Raw genomic sequence first — 18,731 nt, forward strand, 5'->3', positions numbered from 1 at the left:
GGGTAACCCATGAAACGTAATCTTCTGGCCGTTATTATTCCGGCACTTTTACTTGCGCAAGCGGCACAGGCAGCAGAAATCTACAATAAAGACGGCAACAAACTCGATTTTTACGGCCGTGTGAAAGCCCTGCATTATTTCTCTGATGATGCCGGCAATGATGGTGATAAAACCTACGTCCGTATCGGCTTTAAAGGCGCGACTCAGATTAACGATATGCTGACCGGCTATGGCCAGTGGGAATATCAGATCGCCGCCAACCATTCTGAATCCGACGGCACCAAAGACACCAAAACGCGTCTGGGCTTCGCCGGTCTGAAATATAAGGACCTCGGCTCCTTCGACTACGGTCGCAACTACGGCATCATTTACGACGTTGGCGCCTGGACGGATATGATCCCTGAATTCGGCGACGATGCTTATATCAAGACCGACAACTTTATGAACGGCCGTACCAATGGCGTCGCCACCTACCGTAATAACAACTTCTTCGGTCTGGTTGACGGCCTGAAATTTGCCGTGCAGTACCAGGGCAAGAACGAAAACGACGGCCGCTCCGCCAGCAAGGCGAACGGCGACGGCTGGGGTCTCTCCTCCAGCTATGAAATCATTGACGGCCTGAGCGTGGGCGCCGCCTATGCCTCTTCCAACCGCACCGCCACGCAAAAGGCGGGCACCTTCGGTAAAGGCGACAAGGCCGATATCTGGGCCGGCGGTCTGAAATACGACAACAACAATGTCTACCTGGCCGCGACTTATTCGCAGAGCCGCAATATCGCGCCTATTTCCGGCACCGCCACCATCAATAATAACTCGACCTCCGTTAGCGGCTTCGCCAATAAAGCGGAAGGGATTGAATTGGTCGCGCAATATCAGTTCGACTTCGGTCTGCGACCATCGCTGGGTTACGTTCAGCAGAAAGGCAAAGATATTGAAGGCATCGGCGACGTCGATCTGGTGAAATATTTCGACGTGGCGGCGACCTATTACTTCAACAAAAACATGTCCACTTATGTCGAATATAAAATCAACCAGCTTGATGACGACAACAAGCTGGGTCTGAAAAACGACGACGTCGTTGTTGTCGCCCTGACCTACCAGTTCTGATGTGATGAATGAATAACCACCACTGCAAACTTTAGCGTCACTTGATACCCAGAGTTTTATTTCGCCGGGCGGCTGCGTCCGGCTTTTTTGTTTTTATTTTCCCCGCCGGCGAATCCCCCCGCTTGCCTTGCAAAACAAACGGGTCTACATGTATAGCTTTCCCCCGAGCGGAATCAGCCATGCATAACGACGGACGCTTCGACTACCACAACGCCTTGCGCTACAGCAGCGACGAACTGGCCAACATCCTCAACCACTGTTTTGAAAACTACATCGTGCGTTTCGTGCTCGACGGGCCGACCTTCGCCGCCCGCTTCGGCGCCGAAGATCTCAGCCTGAACGACAGCCTGATCGTCACCCACCGCCATGAACCGGTGGCGGTGGCGCTGATCGCCCGCCGCGGCCGGCACAGCCGGGTGGCGGCCTTTTCCGTACGCCCCGAGATGCGCGGCCAGGGGCTGGGCAAGGCGCTGATGCAGCGCGTGGTGGCGGATGCCCGTCAGCGCGGCGACCGTCGGCTGTCGCTGGAGGTGATCGAAGGCAACGAAGCCGCGCTGGCGCTGTACCACCGCGCCGGGCTGCGCATCGTGCGCACCCTGACCGGCCATCAGGCGCCGGCGGAAGTGCCGCCAGGCACGGCGGCGCTGCAGGCGGTCGATCCGCTGACCGTCAGCCATCGCCTGACGGCGGAAGGCGCCACCGATCTGCCCTGGTTGATCGCTCCCGAATCGCTGTTCAAGCTGCCGGGCACACCGCAAGCCTATACGCTCAATCGTCAGGCCTACGCCGTGGTGATGCCCGGCGCCGAGCACTGCTGGCTGCGCCTGATCTACGTGCCGCCGCAGCACCGCGGTCAGGGGCATGCCCGCGCCTTGCTGGCCGCCCTGCAAGCGCAGTTCGCCCCTTTGCCGCTGACCGCCAACGTTTTTGTGCCCGAGGTGGCCGCCCCCTTCTTTACGCATCTTGGCTGGCGGCAGGATCCCCTGCGCCAGTTCGAGATGGATATGCTGCTGGACAGCCCACAAAAATAAAACCGAGAGAGATAACGATGGCAGGAAAACAGGCAAGGAAACTCACCCTCGGCGCGGCGGTTGGCGTCGCGCTGCTGACGTTGGCCGGTTGCGCGCAGCCGCCGCACACCGACGCCCAGGCCCAGCAGCGGCTGGCGGATCAGTCGGTGCTGGCGGTGAACTGGTTCCAACAGTCCGGTGAATACCAGGCGCTGGCCCACCAAGCGTTCAACAGCGCGCAACGCGCCTTCGATCGGGCCAGGGCCGCGCCGGGCCGCAAAAAGGCGGTGGTGGTCGATCTGGATGAAACCATGCTGGACAACAGCGCCTACTCCGCCTGGCAGGCGCAGCAGGGCCAGCCGTATGACGGCGCCACCTGGGCCCAATGGACGCAGGCCGAACAGGCCGGCGCGGTGCCGGGGGCAGTGTCGTTCGCCCGCTACGTTAACGCCCACCAGGGGACGATGTTCTACGTCTCGAACCGCAAGCAGAGCGAATACGCCGCCACGGTGGCCAACATGCAGAAGCTCGGTTTCACCGGCATGTCGGATAAAACCGTCTTGCTCAGTACCGACACGTCCAATAAGCAGGCGCGCTTCGACGCCATCAAACAAGCCGGCTATGACATCGTGGTGTACGCGGGCGACAACCTGAACGACTTCGGCGCCGCGACCTACCACCAAGATAATGCGCAGCGCCGGGCGTTTGTCAGCGAGAACCAGAACAAATTCGGCACCGAATTCATCGTGCTGCCCAACCCGCTGTACGGCGATTGGGAGAGCGGCCTGGCTCGCGACTACAACAAGCTGACGCCGCAACAGAAGCTGCAGGTGCGCCAACAGGCGCTCAAAGCCTGGCGCGGGCGCTAACCCTCACAGCAGTTTGTACATATAGCAGGTGGCCTCCAACGCCCCGCCGTCGCTGGCGCGGGCGTATTGCGGGATGTCGCCCGCCGCCTCGAACCCCAATTGGCGGTACAGCCCCTGCGCCGCGCTGCCGCTCAGGGTATCCAGCACCAACAGGCTGCGGCGATGACGCGCCGCCAGCGCCTGCACTTCCTGCATCAACAGCCGGGCAACGCCCTGCCGCCGCGCCTGCGGGTGCACCATCAGCTTGACCACTTCCGCTCGGTGGCGGCCGTTGTCCGGCATCGCCAGCAGCAGTTGCACGGTGCCGACCGGTCGGCCGTTCGCGAGCGCCACCAGCATCGCACGCTCTCCCCGCGCCAGAGCCGGCAGCACCCCCTGCCAAAATGCCTGCGCCTGTTCCTGCGTAAAGGGCATGACAAAACCGATGCTGGCGCCGTGCGCCACGCTGGCGTGCAGCATCTCGGCCAAGTCGGCAATGGCGCTTTGCGCCGCAGCGGCATCCCACTGTTGCAATTCAATCATGGCTATGGCCTACAGATAACGAGCGTGTAATGAGCCGGCTCATCGCCGGGGACATGGAAACGGGAGGCACCGAACAGGCGGTAGCGCAGGCAGTCGCCGGCCGACAGCCGGAAAACGCGCCCTTCCAGGGTCAATTCCAACTGCCCGGACAGCAACCAGAGGTGATGTTCCAGCGCCGGAATCGACGGCAGGTCGTAATCGATCTGCGCGCCGGCATCAAGCCGGACTTCGATAAACTCGGCCTTATACAGCGCAGCGGGCGGGGAAACGGAGCGACGGTGAAAACCGCTGGCGCGATCGACCCACACCGGTTGCTGCTGCGACCGCAGCAGCTCCGGCGGCTCGTCTTCGATTTCGCTCAACAGGCGCGACATGGTCAACCCGTAGGCGGCGCACAGCCGGTTCAGCAACGACGCCGTCGGGCTGGTCTCGGCGCGCTCCACCCGCGAGAGCGTCGCCCGGCTAAGACCGGTGCGCTGCGCCAATTCCTCCAGCGACCACGCCCGCTGCTGGCGCAAATCCGCCAGCCGCTGCGCCAACCTCAGATCGGCATTGTCCAAACCGTTATCCACCGCTCACACTCCGCTTTAAAATCCCATATAAGAGAAATAATCTCAAATAAGAGATATAGCAAGCGGATTTTAAAAAATATCGCGCAGGAAGAACGCCAGGATCACCGCAAACATCGCCGAATGAGGAGAAGCGTTCTAGCACTCGCGCGAGGGCGGAGTTTGTACAAAATTGCCCGTCTCGGCGCCCGGCGGCGCGATCGCCGCGCAGCGCCAGGCGCTGAATACCGCCAGCAGCGGCGCCAGCGCGAACGCCAGGAACAGCCAACGCGCCGCCGATGCCGCGCCCGCCGCGCCGCCCGGATCGTTCAGCCCCGCCAGGTTGGCGATCATCCCGGCCAGCGCCGCGCCGAATGCGGTGGCGAACAGCTGCACCGTGGTAATTGAAGCGCCGGCGATATCTTTGTCCGCTTCAGGCGCCACCTGCAAAATGCGCGTCAACAGATGCGGCCAACCGAAGCCGATGCCGAACCCCACCAGCGACAACGCGATGACGATCGGCGTCAGCGCCTGCCAGCCACCGCCGGAGGGCGTCGGCATCAGGATCGCCAGCGCCAGCAGGCCCACCAGCACGAACAGCGGCCCGCTGACGATCGCCCGGCGAATGCCCGCCCCGCGCCAGCCGGAGCTGAGGATTTCGGACAACGTCCAACCGGCGGCCATGGTGGCGGCGATATAGCCGGAGATCAGCGGCGACTGGCCGTGCAACAGCTGCAGAAAATAGGGCACGAAGATTTCGCTGGTCATGCCGATCACCAGCAACGAGACCGTAATATAGAGCGCCGCCAACGATGAGCCGCGCCGCAGCGAGCCATGCGGCAACAGACGCGCGCGTGCGTGCGCCTCGCGCTTCATCAGCCAGGCCATCAGCACCAGCGAAAGCGCGATGCCCGCCAGATTGATCCAGACGCTGTGCGCCAGGCTGCCGGCGGACACCACCAGCACCGCCACGGTCAGCAACAGCAGTTGCGCCGTCGGCAACGGCGCGGCCGCCTGCTGCGCCTTGCCCTTGGGCAGGATCAGGAAGGTAAACGCCGCGTACAGCGCCATGATCGGCAGCAGAATGCCGAAGGCCCAACGCCAGGCGTGCAGCTCGGCAAAAATGCCGCCCACCGCCGGCCCCACCAGGGTGGCGATGCCCCACATCGCCGAGATAAGCGCCATGGCGCGCGGCCACAATCGCTGCTCGAACACCAGGTTGATCATCGCGTAGGAGAGCGCAAAGATTAGCCCGCCGCCGAAGCCCTGCACCGTGCGGCCGATCAGCATCACCGGCATGCTCGGCGCCAGCGCGCACAGCGCCGCCCCGACGATAAAGAACAGCGAAGCCACCAGATAGGCGCTGCGTGCGCCATAGCCGCTGAGCAACCGGGCCGACAGCGCGGAGCCGAGGATCGACGCCACCACGAACAGCGTGGTGTTCCAGGCATAGAGATCCAGCCCGCCGATATCCTGCACCACCGAGGGCAGAATGGTGGTGGCGACCAGAATATTGATGGCATGCAGCGCCACGCCGAGCGAAAGCGCAATCGCACTGGCCGCATTTTTGCCGGAGAAAAGGTCGCTCCAGCGGCTGTCGTCATGGGTTATCACGGTTGTCGTCCTGTTTTCAGAGGAATGGCATTGAGTTGGTCATAAGATTGCGTTAAATTTAACAAGAGTTATCTTGGAATAAGTTAGGGCGAGGCGGAGAAATATGTCAAGAATAAACTTGGAAAATAGCGGCAGCACCGCACAATCGGTCAGTGACCGCTTGCTGACGTTATTGAAAACCCGCGGCCCGCAGCTAGCTTCTGACGCAGGAAAGGTGCTCGGCACCACCGGTGAGGCGGCCCGCCAGCAGTTCGTCAAGCTGGCGAAAGAGGGGTTGGTCGAAGCGGTGGCGGAAACGCGCGGCGTGGGCCGCCCGGTGCAGCTGTGGCATTTGACCTCTGCCGGGAACGCGCGCTTTCCCGATACCCATGCGGATCTGACGGTGCAACTGCTGCGCACCGTGCGCGACAAGTTGGGCGAACAGGCGATCGACGTGCTGATCGAGACCCGCGAACAGGAAAACCGCATCAACTACAAGCAGGCGATGATCGGCGCCACCGAGCTGCGCGAACGCGTGGCGCGCCTGACCGAGATCCGCTGCCGCGAAGGGTATATGGCCGAATGGCGCCAGGAGGAGGACGGTTCCTATCTGCTGGTGGAAAACCACTGCCCGATCTGCGCCGCCGCCACCGTCTGCCAGGGCTTCTGCCGGGCGGAATTAAGCATCTTCACCGAAGTGCTGCAGGCGCAGGTGGAGCGCGCCGAACACATTCTGGCCGGCTCGCGCCGCTGCGCCTACCGGATTTCCCGCCTGTAACACCGGTTTTTGCCCACGTTTTCAACCGGTACAGATTATTCTGCTTGTGCACCCCGCACCTTCCCTTCTAAGGTTGAACTAACGAACATTCAGGCAAACAGCGGGCCTCGCGCCCGCTCTGGCAAATCCGTCGGCGCTTAGCGCAGCGGCAGAGTAACCCCACGGGAGTTGAACGATGAAGAAGCCGCATGCCGGATTCTGGCTGGCGACGCTGGGACTGGGCGTTTGCTGGCTGCTGGCGCTGCTGACTCGCGATCGGCTCAACGGCATACTGCTGGCCGGCGCGGCGCTGGCGCTGATCTTTACCCCTGCCGCCCGCCGCAAAGGCGCGGCCCTGGCCGCCCTCGGCGGTATCGGCATGGATGGGCTGTGGAGCTACAGCGGCGTGCTGCACTACAGCGGGCAACACGGCCTGCCGCTCTGGACCATCGCGCTGTGGATCGGCTTCGGTTGCTGGTGGTATTGGTTGCTGGACGTGGTCAGAGCGGCCCCCTGGCCGCTGGCGGTGTTGGGCGCCGCCGTCGGCCCCTTCGCCTACGCCGTGTCCTGGAAGCTGGACGCCTTGTTGCCCGGCGTGCCGCCCGAGTTCATGCTGCTGCTGCTGGCCGTCGGCTGGTCGATTTACCTGCCGGCCGTCAGCTGGCTGCAGTGGAAACAGCAAGGCCATTGAACGGCTTTCAGCAGCCGGAAAAATAATGCCGAAGGCCATTGCTTATCGGTTGCCCGATCGGGTTTACTGAGCGTTCTAATAATAATCATTCCCGCAAAATACAATCCTATGCTTAGCCAACAAAGCCGTAGCGTCCTGCCGTTGATCGGGGCGTTGTTCACGTTATATATCGTTTGGGGTTCCACCTATTTCGTCATTCGCCTCGGCGTCGCGCAGTGGCCGCCGCTGATGATGGCCGGCATTCGCTTTCTGACAGCCGGTATCGTGCTGTTCAGTTTCCTGGCCTGGCGCGGCCACGCGCTGCCGACGCTGAAGCAGTGGCTGGCCGCCGGCGCCATCGGCATTCTGCTGCTGGCGGTGGGCAACGGCCTGGTGACGGTGGCGGAACACCAACATGTGCCATCCGGCATCGCCGCGGTGATGGTGGCGACGGTGCCGCTGTTCACCCTCTGCTTCAGCCTGCTGTGGGGCATGCGCAACACCAAGCTGGAATGGGCCGGCATCGCGCTCGGGTTGGTGGGCATCGTGCTGCTCAACACCGGCAACAACCTGGTGGGCAACCCGACCGGCGCGCTGCTGATTTTGCTGGCTTCGGCCAGCTGGGCCTTTGGGTCGGTGTTGGGATCGCGCATCTCGCTGCCGGCCGGGCCGATGGCCGGCGCGGCGGAGATGCTGGTCGCCGGCGTGGTGTTATTGGCAGCCAGCCAGCTGAGCGGCGAGCGCCTCACTCAGATGCCGAGCACCGGCGGCTTTCTGGCGCTGGGCTATCTGATCGTCTTCGGTTCGATGCTGGCGATCAGCGCCTATATGTTCTTGTTGAAGAATGTGCGCCCGGCGGTCGCCACCAGTTACGCCTACGTCAATCCGGTGGTGGCGGTGCTGCTCGGCATCGGTTTTGCCGGCGAATCGCTGGCGCCGCGCGAGTGGCTGGCGCTGGTGATCATCGTGGCGGCGGTGGTGCTGGTGACGCTGGGAAAATACCTGTTCGCCCGCCCGGCCAACGTGCAGGCCATCGACTGCGAACGGCGATGATCACAAAGGGCGGTCTGCGGGCCGCCGTTAAAAACGATTCTTGTTTCACCCGGCGAAGGGGCTATAATTCCCGCTGTTCCAAGCAACCTGCGAAATTATTCCTATGCTGAAAAAAGCGTTCGTCATCGTCATCGCCCTGTGCGCCTTCGGTTCTCTGGGCGGCGTATTCCTCGCCGGGCTGAACATCTACACCCGTTCCACCACCCCGCACGAAGAAAGCGCGCCTGCCGGGGATACCGCCGCTACGCCGGCGCAAACCGAAACTCTTCAGGCCAAGTGATCGTCCATCCAGCGCTGGCAGCGCTGCTGTAAAAAGCGCTGCAGTTGCCTGACGCGCTCCGACACCTGCGAACGATGCGGGCAGACCAAACTGATCGGCACCGCGTCGCTGCGCCATTCCGGTAACAGCTGCATCAACCGCCCGGCGCGAATATCCGCCGCCACGTCGATCGCCGACTTGCGCACCACGCCGTGCCCGGCCAGCGCCCATCGCCGCGCGACCTCACCGTCATCGGTAAAATAGCTGCCGTTCAGCGGCAGCTCGACCAGCTCCTCACCGCGCCACAGCCGCCATTCCACCTGCCGTTTGCCGCTGGGCTGATACACCAGAATGCTGTGCCGAACCAGATCGGCCGGCGTTTGCGGCGCGCCATGCCGCCGCAGATAATCCGGGCTGGCGCAGATCAGCCGCCGATGCTGCGGCAGGATCGGCAGCGCCACCAGCGAAGAGTCGGCCAGCGGCCCGAAGCGCAACGCCACATCCACCGGTTCGCGGAACAGATCCGCCTGCCGATCGTTGATCAGAAGCTGCAGCTGAATGTGGGGATGCTGTTGCCGAAACTCGTCCAGCCAGCCGAGCAGCAGATTGCGGCCAAAATCCGACGGCGCGGAAATCTGCAGCACCCCGGACAGCCCCTGATGCTTCTCGCGGATCGCCTGCTCTCCTTCGGCCAACGCCCCCAGCGCCAGGCGCGCGCTGTCGAGATAGCGCGCCCCCTCCTCCGTCAGCCTCAGGCTGCGGGTGGAGCGCACCAGCAGCCGCGCGCCCAACTGCTGCTCCAGCCTTTTCACCGCAATGCTGGCCGCCGCCGGCGTGATATCCAGCGCGCGCGCCGCGGCGGAAAAACTGCCGCCGTCCACCGTGCGGACAAACACCTCGAGATCGACAAATGAGGTCATCTGCTCCCTCTCTTTTTAGCCCAATCAATTATTAATATTAATTTACAAGTGTTTGCTATTAGGCGGGCTTTTTTCCTCATTTTCAATCAGGAAAGATAGATCCCGTTGAAACTTACCTAAAAAGAGGCCTTAACATGACGATTCCTGACTCCCCCCTGAAACGACAAAAGCTGGTGATCCTGGGCGGCACCAGCGGCATTGGCGCCGCGGTGGCCTACGCGGCGGCGGCGCGCGGCGCTGAAGTGGTGCTGGCTTCGCGTCGTCTCCCTCACGCCGGGGAGAAGAACGACGCGCTGCGCCTGATGCAGGCCGATCTGACCGATGACGCGTCGCTACGCGCGCTGTTCGCCGCCGTCGGCGCTTTCGACCATTTGGTGATCACCGCCGGGCCGTTGGTGGACGCGAAGCCGCTGGCGGAGACCGTCCTTGAACAGGCGCAGGCCGACTTCAACGTCAAATTCTGGGGAAGTTTGCGCGCGGTGCAGGCGGCGCTGCCGACGCTGGCGCCGCAGGGCTCGATCACCCTGACCTCCGGCCAGCTGTCGCGCAAATACCTCGGCGGTCAGTTGGTCAAAACCGCCATCAACGCCGCGCTGGAAGCGGTCGGCAAACAGCTGGCGAAGGAGCTGGCGCCGCGGCGGGTGAACGTAGTCAGCCCCGGCATCACCGCCACCGAAGCCTACGACGGCATGAGCGCCGCACAGCGTCAGGCGCTGTTCGAACGGGTTGGCGTCAGCCTGCCGGTCGGTAGGGTCGGGCAGGCGGCCGACGTCGCGGCGGGTTATCTGCTGGCGATGGAGAATGGCTTCGTCACCGGCAGCGTGATCGACATCGACGGCGGCGGCCTGCTGTAACGGCGGCTAGAGCGCCGTCACGCCCTGCGTGGCGGCCTGCTGTTCCAGCACGGTGATAATCTGGTAGGCCGAACGCGGCACCAGGCTGAAATCGCCGATCAGCAGGCGGTCGCTGACCGCCTCATCCAGCATCGCTCGGGCGCCGGCGCGCAGGATTTCCACCTGTTCCGGCGGCGTGCCGGCTGCGCTGATCAGCGGCAGGCCCGGCACCGCCGCCGTGCGGCCGATGATTTTTAGCCCCTCCAACGCCTGCGGCTGTGCGCGGCGCAGCAGTTCCATGCTGATCGAATCGATGGCGGCGATATCCGCCTGCCCGCTGCGGATCAGCTGCAGCGACTGATAATGCGCGCCGGAGGCGATAGCCGCACCGAAGAATTTCCCGTCCTGCGCCAGCGGCGCGATCAGCGCGCGCAGGCCGTTGTAGCCAGACTGGGAATCGGTGCTGTTATACGCCGCCGTTCGGCCGCGAAAATCCGCCAGCCGCTCGCCGGGGTCGTCCGCGCGCACCACCAGCCAGCTGCGGTAATTCGGCCCGTCGCACCCTTCCACCCGATAATGATAGGTGCCGATCAACTGTACCTGCGGCAGACTGCTGACCAACGGATAACCGCAGGTTTGGCTGAGCAAGAGATCCTCGCGTCGCCAGTGCTGCGCCAGATCGTCCGGCCAGCTGAGCCGTTCCGGCGCCGCCGGCAACCCCAGCCGCAGCAGCTTGTCGCGCAACACCTGCCAGAAGGATTCGGCCTGCTCCCGGCCAACGCCGTACATCGGTAGAGACACCTGCATCATTTCCCCCTTACCCCGCCGGAGTGGTCGCCAGCGTCTGCTGACGCCAGGCGGTGAGATAACGCACCCAACGTTCGAACAGCATATCGGTGATAATAGCCAACAACGCCACAACCGCCGCGCCCTGGATCACATAGGCGGTGTTAAAGCCGCTCAGGCCGATGATGATCGGCGAACCGAGCGTCTTGGTGCCGACGGTGGAAGCGATGGCCGCCGTGCCGATGTTGATGATCACCGAGGTGCGGATCCCGGCGACGATCACCGGCGCCGCCAGCGGCAGTTCAACCCGCCACAGAATTTGCCAGGCACTCATCCCCACGCCGCGGGCGATCTCGCGCGTGGCAGGCGGCACCGATTCGATGCCCGCCAGCGTGCCCTGCAGGATCGGCAGCAGGCCGTACAATACCAGCGCAATGATCGCCGGCTGTTCGCTGAAGCCCATCACCGGCACCGCTACCGCCAGCACCGCCACCGGCGGGAAGGTCTGCCCCACCGCCACCACCGTTTCCACCAGCGAACGAAACTCCCGGCCGCTGCGTCGGGTCACGGCCACGCCTGCCGCCACGCCGAGAGCCACCGCGATCAGGCTGGAGATCGCCACCAGCGACAGGTGCGCCCCCACCAGCGCGATAAAGCTGTCCTGCTGGTAAATGGGCCGCTCCAGATCGGGGAACCAGGCGGCGAACAGGCCGCGCAGATGATCCATGCCGAACACCAGCGCCAACAGCAGCGCCAGCGTCCAGGGCAAAGGATCGCGCAGCAGGCGCCCGATGCGCCCGCTCATGACAGCGCCTGCCCGGCGATCAGATCGTTGAAGTGCAACACCCCCAACGCTTCGCCCCGTTCATCCACCACCGGCAGACAGTCGCTGCCGCGCGCCACAAACACCGACAGCGCCTCGCGCAGGCTCATGGCGGCGGCGATCGGCTCGCCCCCGGCGACACCGGGTCGCACCCGCTCCGCCACCGTCCCCAGCGACAGCAGCTTGATGCCGCGATCGCTGCGCCCGAAGAAATCACGCACGAAATCGTTGGCCGGGGCGGTCAACAGCGTCAGCGGCGTGCCCTGTTGCACCACCCGCCCCTGATCGAGCAGCACCAGACGATCCGCCAGGCCCAGCGCTTCGTCGATGTCGTGCGTCACCAGCACGATAGTGCGGCCGGAGAGCTGATGGATGCGCGCGATCTCCGCCTGCAGCGCCGCACGGGTGACCGGATCCAGCGCGCCGAACGGTTCGTCCATCAGCAACACCTCGGGATCGGCAGCCAATGCGCGCGCCACCCCCACCCGCTGCTGCTGCCCGCCGGACAGCTGGTGCGGATAGCGGCGGCGAAACAGATCCGGCTCCAAATGCAGCAGCTCCAACAGTTCGGTCACCCGATCGCGAATGCGCGCGCGCGGCCATTTCAGCAGCTGCGGCACGGTGGCGATGTTCTCCTCAACCGTCCAGTGCGGAAACAGGCCGATCGATTGGATCGCATAGCCCATGCGCCGCCGCAGATCCTGCGGTTTGAACGACTGGATCTCTTCGCCGGCAAAGAGAATCTTGCCCCGATCGTGTTCGATCAGGCGATTGATCATTTTTAACGTCGTGGACTTGCCGGAACCCGAGGTGCCGATCAACACGGTGAATTCGCCCTCGGCGATGTGCAGCGTGAGATCGTCCACCGCCGGCTTGCCCTGAAAAATTTTGCTGACTTGCTCAAAGTGAATCATCGGCGCGATACGTCCAGGATTGAAACCCAAAATTTAAACAGCGAATCGACGATGACCGCCATCATGACCACCGGGATCACCCCCAGCAAAACCAGATCCAGCGCGCTGCTGAGCAGCCCCTGAAATACGATGGCGCCAAAACCGCCGGCGCCGATCAGCGCCGCCACCACCGCCATGCCGACGGTCTGCACCGCCAGAATGCGCACGCCGGTCAGGAACAGCGGCAGCGCCAACGGCAGCTGCACGCGCAGGAAGATCTGCCCGCGCGTCAACCCCATGCCGGTGGCGGACTCAATCACGCCGGCCGGCACGCTTTGCAGCCCCGCCACCACGCTGCGCACCAGCGGCAACAGCGCGTACAGCACCAGCGCCACGATCGCCGGCGCCATGCCGATACCGCTGACGCCGTGTTCCGCCAGCCAGGGCACCGCCACCGCCAACCCCGCCAGCGGCGCGATCAGCAGGCCGAACAGCGCGATCGACGGCACGGTCTGGATAATGTTCAACACGGAGAAGATCGGCCGCTGCCAGCGCTCGGAACGAAAACACAGCACCCCGAGCGGCACACCGATCGCCAGCGCCGGCGCCATCGTCGCCAGCAGAATGGTCAGGTGCTGCAGCAACGCGGCGTCAAACACCTCCTGCCGATTATGGTACTCCTTCAGCAGCGACAGCTGATCGAGCTGATGGCCGAACAGCAGCAGCGCCGGCGGCACCAGCACCAGCGCGTTGCCGAGCATCCGCCGCAGGTGCGACGCGGTGAGACGCGCCATGGCGTCGGCGGCGATCAGCAGGCTCAGCGCCATGGTCAACCAGCAGCCGCTGCCCCAGGAGGTGCGCGCCAGGCGCGATCCCTCCTGCGCCAGACGCCCGGCGGCCTGCCCGCTGATCCAGAACGCCAGCGTCAGCACCCCGCAGGCGGCCAGCGCCGCCAGCAGCGCCCGCCCCGCGTCGGCGGCAACAGGCTGAGGATCGCCAATGCCGCCAGCGGCAACAGCAACCACAGCGCCGGGCCGTGCAGCAGGGAGAACAAGGAGAGGCTTTTGCCCGACAACAGGCGATTGGGGGCATAACTGAGGAACGGCAAGCCGAACGCGGCCAGCAGCAACAGCATGAACAGCGTCAACAAGACGCGATGTTTTACGGCGATAGTCAAAGAAACGCTCCGGCTCCCTCGGTTTACCCCCTCTCCCGACGGCAAAGGGGGCACCTCGGCATTATCCCTTAACAAACCCTTTCTCTTTCAGGTAAGCGGCCGCCACCTGTTTGGCGTCCTGGCCTTCCACAGCGATCTGCGCGTTGAGTTTTTGCAGCGTCGGCCCGTCCAGCGAGGCGAACACCGGCTTCAGCAGCTCAGGCAGATTGGCGTGCGCCTTCAGCGCCGCTTCACGCACGATCGGCGCCGGCGCGTAGATCGGCTGTACGCCTTTCGGATCCGCCAGCGTCTGCAGCCCCAGCGCCGCCACCGGGCCATCGGTGCCGTAGGCCATCGCCGCGTTGACGCCGGAGGTCTGCTCCGCCGCCGCCTTGATGGTCACCGCCGTATCGCCGCCGGCCAGGGACAGCAGCTGATCCTGATTCAGTTTGAAGCCGTAGGCATTCTGGAACGCCGGCAGCGCATCCGGCCGCTCGATAAATTCCGCCGAGGCCGCCAGCTTGAACTTGCCGCCGCCGTTGATCCACTTGCCGAGATCCGCCAACGTTTTGAGATGGTTGGCGTCCGCCACGTCCTGACGAATGGCGATGGTCCAGGTGTTGTTGGCCGGCGCCGCATCGAGCCAGACGATTTTGTTTTTGTCGTAGTCGAGCCGCTTCACCTTCTCGAAGCCGGCCTGGGCGTTCTTCCACGCCGGATCTTTCTCATCGGAGAAGAAAAACGCGCCGTTGCCGGTGTATTCCGGGTAGATGTCGATCTCGCCGGAAGTGATGGCGCCGCGCAGCACCTTGGTGGTGCCGAGCTGCAGCTTGTTGGTGGTTTTGATGCCGTTGGCTTCCAGCACCTGCACGATGATGTTGCCGAGCAGCGAACCTTCGGTATCGATCTTGGAGCCGACGCGCACCGAGTCGGCCGCCTGTGCCAGACCGCCGACGGCCAGCAGAGCCAGCGCGACGGCAAAGGAACGTCCGCGTGATAAGGTGATTGCCATACTTTTCCTCTGGTTATATGTTTTCCGGCTCATGGGCCAGTTCGGTTGGAAAATCCTGAGAAACGCGCTTCCAGCGCGCAATAAGTTTTTTCTTCGGCAGGACATCACGTTCCTCCCGCCGTTCGCCGGCGCTCAGCGGATGCACGCCGACGTCGATCGGCGTCAGTGCGTAATCGCGCAGCCACTCGCCATAACCCTGCGCGACGAATCCCTGGCTGCGGCGCTGATACGCCTCGCGTTCCGCCAGATAGACTTCGCGCAGGCCATACCAGGGCAGGCCGGGCAAATCGTGATGCACTAAATGGTAGTTCAGATTGAGAAACAGCAGCCGCCACGGCCAGCCCGCCTCATTAATAATAGAACGTGCCTGCGGTGCGTCCACGGCGCGATGCTCAAAAAACGATCTTACCTTGGTCAGCGCCAGCGCCGGGTAGCTGATGGCCAACAGGTAAAACGCCGCGCCGATGCCCTGCATCTGCAGCCAGTGCAGCAGCGCCGCCAACAGCGACAGATGCGCCAGCCACATCGCCCAGGCGCGCAGATCGCCCGCTGCAAGCGTCTTCACTGCGCCGAACAGCGTGGTGACGATATCCAGCGCCGGGCCGAGGAGCACCCGGCCGATCAGCGTATTGCGCACCGCGGCCAATAACGGCAGCAGGCGGGGATAACGCCGCCACTGCGCGGCGCTGAAGTAGTAACTTTCGGGATCTTCATGCGGATCGGTCAGGTGGTCGTTGCGGTGGTGGCGCAGATGCGAATCCCGATACAGCCCATAGGGATACCACACCGCCAGCGGCAACAGGCCGAACAGCTGATTGACGCGCGGCCAGCGCGTCGGATGGCCGTGGATCAGCTCGTGTTGCAGCGACATATACCCGGTGGTCAGCAGGATCAGCAGCGGCGCGCCAAGCCACGGGCCCAGCGCCTGCCAATAATGCGCCACGCCGAACCAGCCGCCGTACACTGCCGCCATGATCCCCCAGGTGGGCAACTCCAGCCGCCAGTGCCAGCGCCGATGAAGCCGCCGGATGCGGTCGCGTTGTTCAGGGTGCAAATAGTGGGCGTGGGACATGCTGCGGCTCGCGGTTGGGGATTTTCCCCCAGTATCGGTGAGCCGCAGTGACGTTCAAAATAACGAAAATGGCAAAGCTAAGTGAAAATTCAGCGGGTTGCGTACTCGGTCTGCGGTTCGCACGCCACCGGGAAATTCACCGAGTTGGCGATAAAGCACAGGTGATGCGCCTGCTCGTGCAGCTGTTGCGCCAGCTGCAGATCGTCGCCGTCGCGCACCGTGACCTGCGGCCGCAGCGTCACCGAGGTGAAAAAGCCACCGCGCGCCGCATCTTCGCGCATCACCCCGACGGCGTTGTCCTGATAGGCCAGTACGGAAATGCCCGAGGTAGCGCATAAATGCAGATACCATAATTTGTGACAGGCGCTGAGCGAAGCCACCAGCAAATCCTCCGGGTTCCAACGCGTCGCGTCACCGCGAAAGGCCGGATCGGCTGAACCGGCGATGTCTGCCTTGCCCACTGCGCCGATCAGGTGATCGCGCCCATAGGCGCGGTAATCCTCGGTGCCTGCCCCCAAATTCCCCTGCCAGGTGACCGCCACCTGATAATGATGCTCACCTTTCATGCCTTGTCTCCCGTTGGCCGGCCAATGAAAAATCGCCTTGCTGCATGCCCGGAGAACACTATTGGCGGAAAAGCGCGAAGATGCAAACGGCGAAACGAGAAAAAACGGGCCGCGCAAGCGGCCCGTCGATCACATGCTTTCAGGGAACGAAATCGAGCACCACAGCGTTGAACAATGCGTATTCAGTGGCGCTGGCCATCGGCGGAAACTGCGCGCGCTGCACCGCAGCGCTCGCCGCTGCGCACAGGGGCGCATCGCCTCTTACGATCTTGCTGCTCGCCAGCTTGCCGTCCGGCTGCAAACGGATAGCAAGGGTGCAACGCTGACCGTGCGCATGTTCCGGCAAGCGCAGCTCACGGCTCACCGCGTTATGTACCCGCTCCGGATAACTGAGCTGCGTTGCGGCCAGTGCCGGGGCCTGCGGCAACGGCATGCCGGCCTCGCGCCCGGCGCCGCAGCCGCTCAGCAACAACAACGCCAACAGGCTTAGTGTCTTTTTCATTCCCGATGTCCTTATTGGGGGATTTATCCTTATCGGGCGGCCCTCACTGCGCCGCCGGGTAGGCCTCGCCGTCGTCCGCGTAGCGCTGCAGCCGTTCGCGCCACCATTTGGCCGCCAGGCCGCTGGCGCTTTCCCGCCAACCGAAATAGGCGATGTCGCTGCAGCGTTCCGATTCGACGCGTTTCGCCACCAGTTCGCCGCTGTTCAGGTAAGGTTCCGCCAAAGAACGCGGCAGATAGCCGCAGCCCAGCCCGGCCAGCTGCGCCTGCAGCTTGGCGTCGAAACCGAAGACCGTCAGCGTATCCTGCTCTTCCAGCAGATTCAGGCTCTGCGGCGCGTTGACGCGCGAAGTGTCGCGCACCACCACCGCCCGGTGCTGACGGATTTCGTCCTTCGGCAACGGTTCCGGCAATGCCGCCAGCGGATGCTGCGGCGCGACGGCGAACACGTAATCCAGCTGCCCCAGCCTGCTGAACGCATAGCCCACCCGTGACGGCGGCTCGCAGATGGCGCCGATGATAATGTCGGCGCAACCGTAGACCAGCGACTCCCAGGAGCCGGCCAGCACTTCGTGGCTGAAACGCAGCCGGGTATGGTGATGCTGCCGATAGAACTCGTCGATCAGCGGCAACAGGCGGGCAAACGGGAAAGAGGCGTCAATCCCGAGCGTGATTTCGCTTTCCCAGCCGTTTTCGACATAGCGCGCCTGCTGCTCCAGATCCTGCGCCGCCCGCAGCAGCACCCGCCCCTTTTCCAGCATCAGCTTGCCGGTATCGGTGAACTTCGCCCGATGCCCGGAGCGATCGAGCAGGGTGATGTCGAGATCGTTCTCCAGCTTTTGCACCATATAGCTCAGTGCCGAAGGGGTTTTAAACAGTGCGGCGGCCGCGGCGGCGAAAGATCCGTGCCGGTCCAGCGCGTCCAAAATCAGCAGCGCTTCCAGGTTTAATCTCATGCTTTCTCCCGTGTATAAAAAAACTCAACAAGTCGGCAAAAATTCTGCGGTATCTTTGAAATCGCCCTCTGCCTACCATGGGTTTTATCGGCGTTACACTCATCAGATGTTCAACCGAAATATCACTGGGAAGGTAAATTATGTCCAAGTTTCAACTGCTTGATAAAGACAATTCCGCACTGATTTTTATCGATCATCAACCACAAATGGCCTTCGGCGTGGCTAATATTGATCGTCAGCAACTGAAAAACAACGTTGTTGGTTTGGCGAAGGCAGGCAAGATTTTCAACGTTCCCACCCTTTTCACCTCGGTCGAAACCGAAAGCTTCAGCGGCTATATCTGGCCGGAACTGCTGGCGGTACACCCTGAAATCACCCCGATTGAACGCACCTCGATGAACTCCTGGGAAGACGCGGCCTTCGTTAAAGCCGTGGAAGCCACCGGCCGTAAAAAGCTGGTGATCTCCGCGCTGTGGACCGAGGTGTGCCTGACCTTCCCGGCGCTGATGGCGCTGGAAGCCGGCTATGAAGTGTATGTGGTGACCGACACCTCCGGCGGCACCTCCGTCGATGCGCACGAACGTTCGATCGACCGCATGGTGCAGGCCGGCGCCGTACCGGTGACCTGGCAGCAGGTGCTGCTGGAGTACCAACGCGACTGGGCGCGCAAAGATACCTACGACGCGGTGATGGCGCTGGTGCGCGAACACAGCGGCGCGTACGGCATGGGCGTCGACTACGCTTACACCATGGTGCACCACGCACCGGCCCGCACGGTGAAATAATTCCCCTTGCCCCGGCCTCGCGCCGGGGTATTTTCAGGAG

21 protein-coding genes and 1 pseudogene are annotated in these 18,731 nt (G+C 63.2%); 9 read left to right on the forward strand and 13 right to left on the reverse strand.

The genetic code is table 11. The features are described from left to right. Nucleotides 1-9 precede the first annotated feature (9 nt). The 3 genes from ompC (at nt 10) to JL05_RS21225 (ending at nt 2,986) form a co-directional block, all read left to right on the forward strand. Nucleotides 10-1,107, forward strand: coding sequence for a porin OmpC (gene ompC, locus JL05_RS21215; RefSeq protein WP_004939326.1), 1,098 nt, complete (start codon nt 10-12; stop codon nt 1,105-1,107). A gap of 179 nt (nt 1,108-1,286) precedes the next feature. Next, nucleotides 1,287-2,138, forward strand: coding sequence for a GNAT family N-acetyltransferase (locus JL05_RS21220; protein WP_033633776.1), 852 nt, complete (start codon nt 1,287-1,289; stop codon nt 2,136-2,138). Nucleotides 2,139-2,155: 17 nt separating this feature from the next. After that, entirely contained in the window at nt 2,156-2,986 is an 831-nt protein-coding gene (locus JL05_RS21225) for a 5'-nucleotidase, lipoprotein e(P4) family (protein ID WP_033633777.1), read from the forward strand. A gap of 3 nt (nt 2,987-2,989) precedes the next feature. Here the strand turns inward: JL05_RS21225 and JL05_RS21230 are convergent, their stop codons facing one another. The 3 genes from JL05_RS21230 to JL05_RS21240 form a co-directional block, all read right to left on the reverse strand. Then, nucleotides 2,990-3,508, reverse strand: a complete 519-nt coding sequence (locus JL05_RS21230; RefSeq protein WP_004939331.1) for a GNAT family N-acetyltransferase — start codon at nt 3,506-3,508, stop codon at nt 2,990-2,992. 2 nt (nt 3,509-3,510) lie between these two features. Further along, nucleotides 3,511-4,080, reverse strand: a complete 570-nt coding sequence (locus tag JL05_RS21235) for a helix-turn-helix domain-containing protein (protein ID WP_033633778.1) — start codon at nt 4,078-4,080, stop codon at nt 3,511-3,513. A 135-nt stretch (nt 4,081-4,215) separates the two neighbouring features. After that, nucleotides 4,216-5,670, reverse strand: a complete 1,455-nt coding sequence (locus JL05_RS21240) for an MFS transporter (RefSeq protein WP_033633779.1) — start codon at nt 5,668-5,670, stop codon at nt 4,216-4,218. 103 nt (nt 5,671-5,773) lie between these two features. On the opposite strand from JL05_RS21240, the gene JL05_RS21245 reads away from it, so the two are divergent. From JL05_RS21245 to JL05_RS25625, 4 genes are all read left to right on the forward strand, one after another. Further along, nucleotides 5,774-6,427, forward strand: a complete 654-nt coding sequence (locus tag JL05_RS21245) for a helix-turn-helix transcriptional regulator (RefSeq protein WP_015377129.1) — start codon at nt 5,774-5,776, stop codon at nt 6,425-6,427. A 175-nt stretch (nt 6,428-6,602) separates the two neighbouring features. After that, on the forward strand, nt 6,603-7,097 hold the full coding sequence (locus tag JL05_RS21250) for a DUF2878 domain-containing protein (protein ID WP_015377128.1): 495 nt from the start codon (nt 6,603-6,605) through the stop codon (nt 7,095-7,097). Between the two features lie 108 nt (nt 7,098-7,205). Next, nucleotides 7,206-8,129 (forward strand): drug/metabolite exporter YedA, encoded by a 924-nt coding sequence (gene yedA / locus JL05_RS21255; protein ID WP_015377127.1) that lies wholly within the window; start codon nt 7,206-7,208, stop codon nt 8,127-8,129. Nucleotides 8,130-8,232: 103 nt separating this feature from the next. After that, entirely contained in the window at nt 8,233-8,409 is a 177-nt protein-coding gene (locus JL05_RS25625; RefSeq protein WP_004939348.1) for a hypothetical protein, read from the forward strand. On the opposite strand, the gene JL05_RS21260 is transcribed toward JL05_RS25625, so the two are convergent. Next, complete coding sequence (locus tag JL05_RS21260; protein ID WP_033633780.1) at nt 8,397-9,308, reverse strand: LysR family transcriptional regulator; 912 nt, start codon at nt 9,306-9,308, stop codon at nt 8,397-8,399. The two genes, JL05_RS25625 and JL05_RS21260, sit on opposite strands and share 13 nt — an antisense overlap. 134 nt (nt 9,309-9,442) lie before the next feature. On the opposite strand from JL05_RS21260, the gene JL05_RS21265 reads away from it, so the two are divergent. Then, nucleotides 9,443-10,162 (forward strand): SDR family oxidoreductase, encoded by a 720-nt coding sequence (locus JL05_RS21265; protein WP_033633781.1) that lies wholly within the window; start codon nt 9,443-9,445, stop codon nt 10,160-10,162. 6 nt (nt 10,163-10,168) lie between these two features. Here the strand turns inward: JL05_RS21265 and JL05_RS21270 are convergent, their stop codons facing one another. From JL05_RS21270 to JL05_RS21310, 9 genes and pseudogenes are all read right to left on the reverse strand, one after another. Continuing rightward, nucleotides 10,169-10,930, reverse strand: a complete 762-nt coding sequence (locus JL05_RS21270) for a phosphate/phosphite/phosphonate ABC transporter substrate-binding protein (RefSeq protein WP_081877850.1) — start codon at nt 10,928-10,930, stop codon at nt 10,169-10,171. A gap of 28 nt (nt 10,931-10,958) precedes the next feature. Beyond that, nucleotides 10,959-11,732 (reverse strand): ABC transporter permease, encoded by a 774-nt coding sequence (locus JL05_RS21275; RefSeq protein WP_004939366.1) that lies wholly within the window; start codon nt 11,730-11,732, stop codon nt 10,959-10,961. Next, nucleotides 11,729-12,664, reverse strand: coding sequence for an ABC transporter ATP-binding protein (locus JL05_RS21280; RefSeq protein ID WP_016928556.1), 936 nt, complete (start codon nt 12,662-12,664; stop codon nt 11,729-11,731). The genes JL05_RS21275 and JL05_RS21280 overlap by 4 nt, the downstream gene beginning before the upstream one ends. After that, nucleotides 12,661-13,814, reverse strand: a pseudogene (locus JL05_RS21285) (ABC transporter permease). Before JL05_RS21285 ends, JL05_RS21280 begins: the two are co-directional and overlap by 4 nt. Before the next feature lie 67 nt (nt 13,815-13,881). Further along, nucleotides 13,882-14,811: a glycine betaine ABC transporter substrate-binding protein OsmF gene (gene osmF, locus JL05_RS21290; RefSeq protein ID WP_033633783.1), complete on the reverse strand. Its 930-nt coding sequence runs from the start codon at nt 14,809-14,811 to the stop codon at nt 13,882-13,884. A 13-nt stretch (nt 14,812-14,824) separates the two neighbouring features. After that, nucleotides 14,825-15,883 (reverse strand): fatty acid desaturase, encoded by a 1,059-nt coding sequence (locus JL05_RS21295; protein ID WP_031299703.1) that lies wholly within the window; start codon nt 15,881-15,883, stop codon nt 14,825-14,827. 89 nt (nt 15,884-15,972) lie between these two features. After that, a complete protein-coding gene (locus JL05_RS21300; protein ID WP_033633784.1) occupies nt 15,973-16,449 on the reverse strand; it encodes an OsmC family protein in 477 nt (158 codons plus the stop codon). A 139-nt stretch (nt 16,450-16,588) separates the two neighbouring features. Further along, nucleotides 16,589-16,951, reverse strand: coding sequence for a cell envelope integrity TolA C-terminal domain-containing protein (locus tag JL05_RS21305; protein WP_033633785.1), 363 nt, complete (start codon nt 16,949-16,951; stop codon nt 16,589-16,591). Between the two features lie 43 nt (nt 16,952-16,994). Next, a complete protein-coding gene (locus JL05_RS21310; protein WP_004939387.1) occupies nt 16,995-17,906 on the reverse strand; it encodes a LysR substrate-binding domain-containing protein in 912 nt (303 codons plus the stop codon). A 140-nt stretch (nt 17,907-18,046) separates the two neighbouring features. On the opposite strand from JL05_RS21310, the gene JL05_RS21315 reads away from it, so the two are divergent. Then, entirely contained in the window at nt 18,047-18,691 is a 645-nt protein-coding gene (locus tag JL05_RS21315; RefSeq protein ID WP_004939390.1) for a hydrolase, read from the forward strand. Nucleotides 18,692-18,731: the final 40 nt, after the last annotated feature.

Source organism: Serratia nematodiphila DZ0503SBS1 (assembly GCF_000738675.1).
In the GTDB taxonomy this organism is placed as follows: Bacteria; Pseudomonadota; Gammaproteobacteria; order Enterobacterales; family Enterobacteriaceae; genus Serratia; species Serratia nematodiphila.

What these genes read in the sequence shown, in the direction of transcription:
- ompC (WP_004939326.1), top strand. Translation starts at nt 10, where the DNA reads ATGAAACGTAATCTTCTGGCCGTTATTATTCCGGCACTTTTACTTGCG.
- JL05_RS21220 (WP_033633776.1), top strand. Translation starts at nt 1,287, where the DNA reads ATGCATAACGACGGACGCTTCGACTACCACAACGCCTTGCGCTACAGC.
- JL05_RS21225 (WP_033633777.1), top strand. Translation starts at nt 2,156, where the DNA reads ATGGCAGGAAAACAGGCAAGGAAACTCACCCTCGGCGCGGCGGTTGGC.
- JL05_RS21230 (WP_004939331.1), bottom strand. Translation starts at nt 3,508, where the DNA reads ATGATTGAATTGCAACAGTGGGATGCCGCTGCGGCGCAAAGCGCCATT.
- JL05_RS21245 (WP_015377129.1), top strand. Translation starts at nt 5,774, where the DNA reads ATGTCAAGAATAAACTTGGAAAATAGCGGCAGCACCGCACAATCGGTC.
- JL05_RS21250 (WP_015377128.1), top strand. Translation starts at nt 6,603, where the DNA reads ATGAAGAAGCCGCATGCCGGATTCTGGCTGGCGACGCTGGGACTGGGC.
- yedA (WP_015377127.1), top strand. Translation starts at nt 7,206, where the DNA reads ATGCTTAGCCAACAAAGCCGTAGCGTCCTGCCGTTGATCGGGGCGTTG.
- JL05_RS25625 (WP_004939348.1), top strand. Translation starts at nt 8,233, where the DNA reads ATGCTGAAAAAAGCGTTCGTCATCGTCATCGCCCTGTGCGCCTTCGGT.
- JL05_RS21260 (WP_033633780.1), bottom strand. Translation starts at nt 9,308, where the DNA reads ATGACCTCATTTGTCGATCTCGAGGTGTTTGTCCGCACGGTGGACGGC.
- JL05_RS21265 (WP_033633781.1), top strand. Translation starts at nt 9,443, where the DNA reads ATGACGATTCCTGACTCCCCCCTGAAACGACAAAAGCTGGTGATCCTG.
- JL05_RS21270 (WP_081877850.1), bottom strand. Translation starts at nt 10,930, where the DNA reads ATGTACGGCGTTGGCCGGGAGCAGGCCGAATCCTTCTGGCAGGTGTTG.
- JL05_RS21275 (WP_004939366.1), bottom strand. Translation starts at nt 11,732, where the DNA reads ATGAGCGGGCGCATCGGGCGCCTGCTGCGCGATCCTTTGCCCTGGACG.
- JL05_RS21280 (WP_016928556.1), bottom strand. Translation starts at nt 12,664, where the DNA reads ATGATTCACTTTGAGCAAGTCAGCAAAATTTTTCAGGGCAAGCCGGCG.
- osmF (WP_033633783.1), bottom strand. Translation starts at nt 14,811, where the DNA reads ATGGCAATCACCTTATCACGCGGACGTTCCTTTGCCGTCGCGCTGGCT.
- JL05_RS21295 (WP_031299703.1), bottom strand. Translation starts at nt 15,883, where the DNA reads ATGTCCCACGCCCACTATTTGCACCCTGAACAACGCGACCGCATCCGG.
- JL05_RS21300 (WP_033633784.1), bottom strand. Translation starts at nt 16,449, where the DNA reads ATGAAAGGTGAGCATCATTATCAGGTGGCGGTCACCTGGCAGGGGAAT.
- JL05_RS21305 (WP_033633785.1), bottom strand. Translation starts at nt 16,951, where the DNA reads ATGAAAAAGACACTAAGCCTGTTGGCGTTGTTGTTGCTGAGCGGCTGC.
- JL05_RS21310 (WP_004939387.1), bottom strand. Translation starts at nt 17,906, where the DNA reads ATGAGATTAAACCTGGAAGCGCTGCTGATTTTGGACGCGCTGGACCGG.
- JL05_RS21315 (WP_004939390.1), top strand. Translation starts at nt 18,047, where the DNA reads ATGTCCAAGTTTCAACTGCTTGATAAAGACAATTCCGCACTGATTTTT.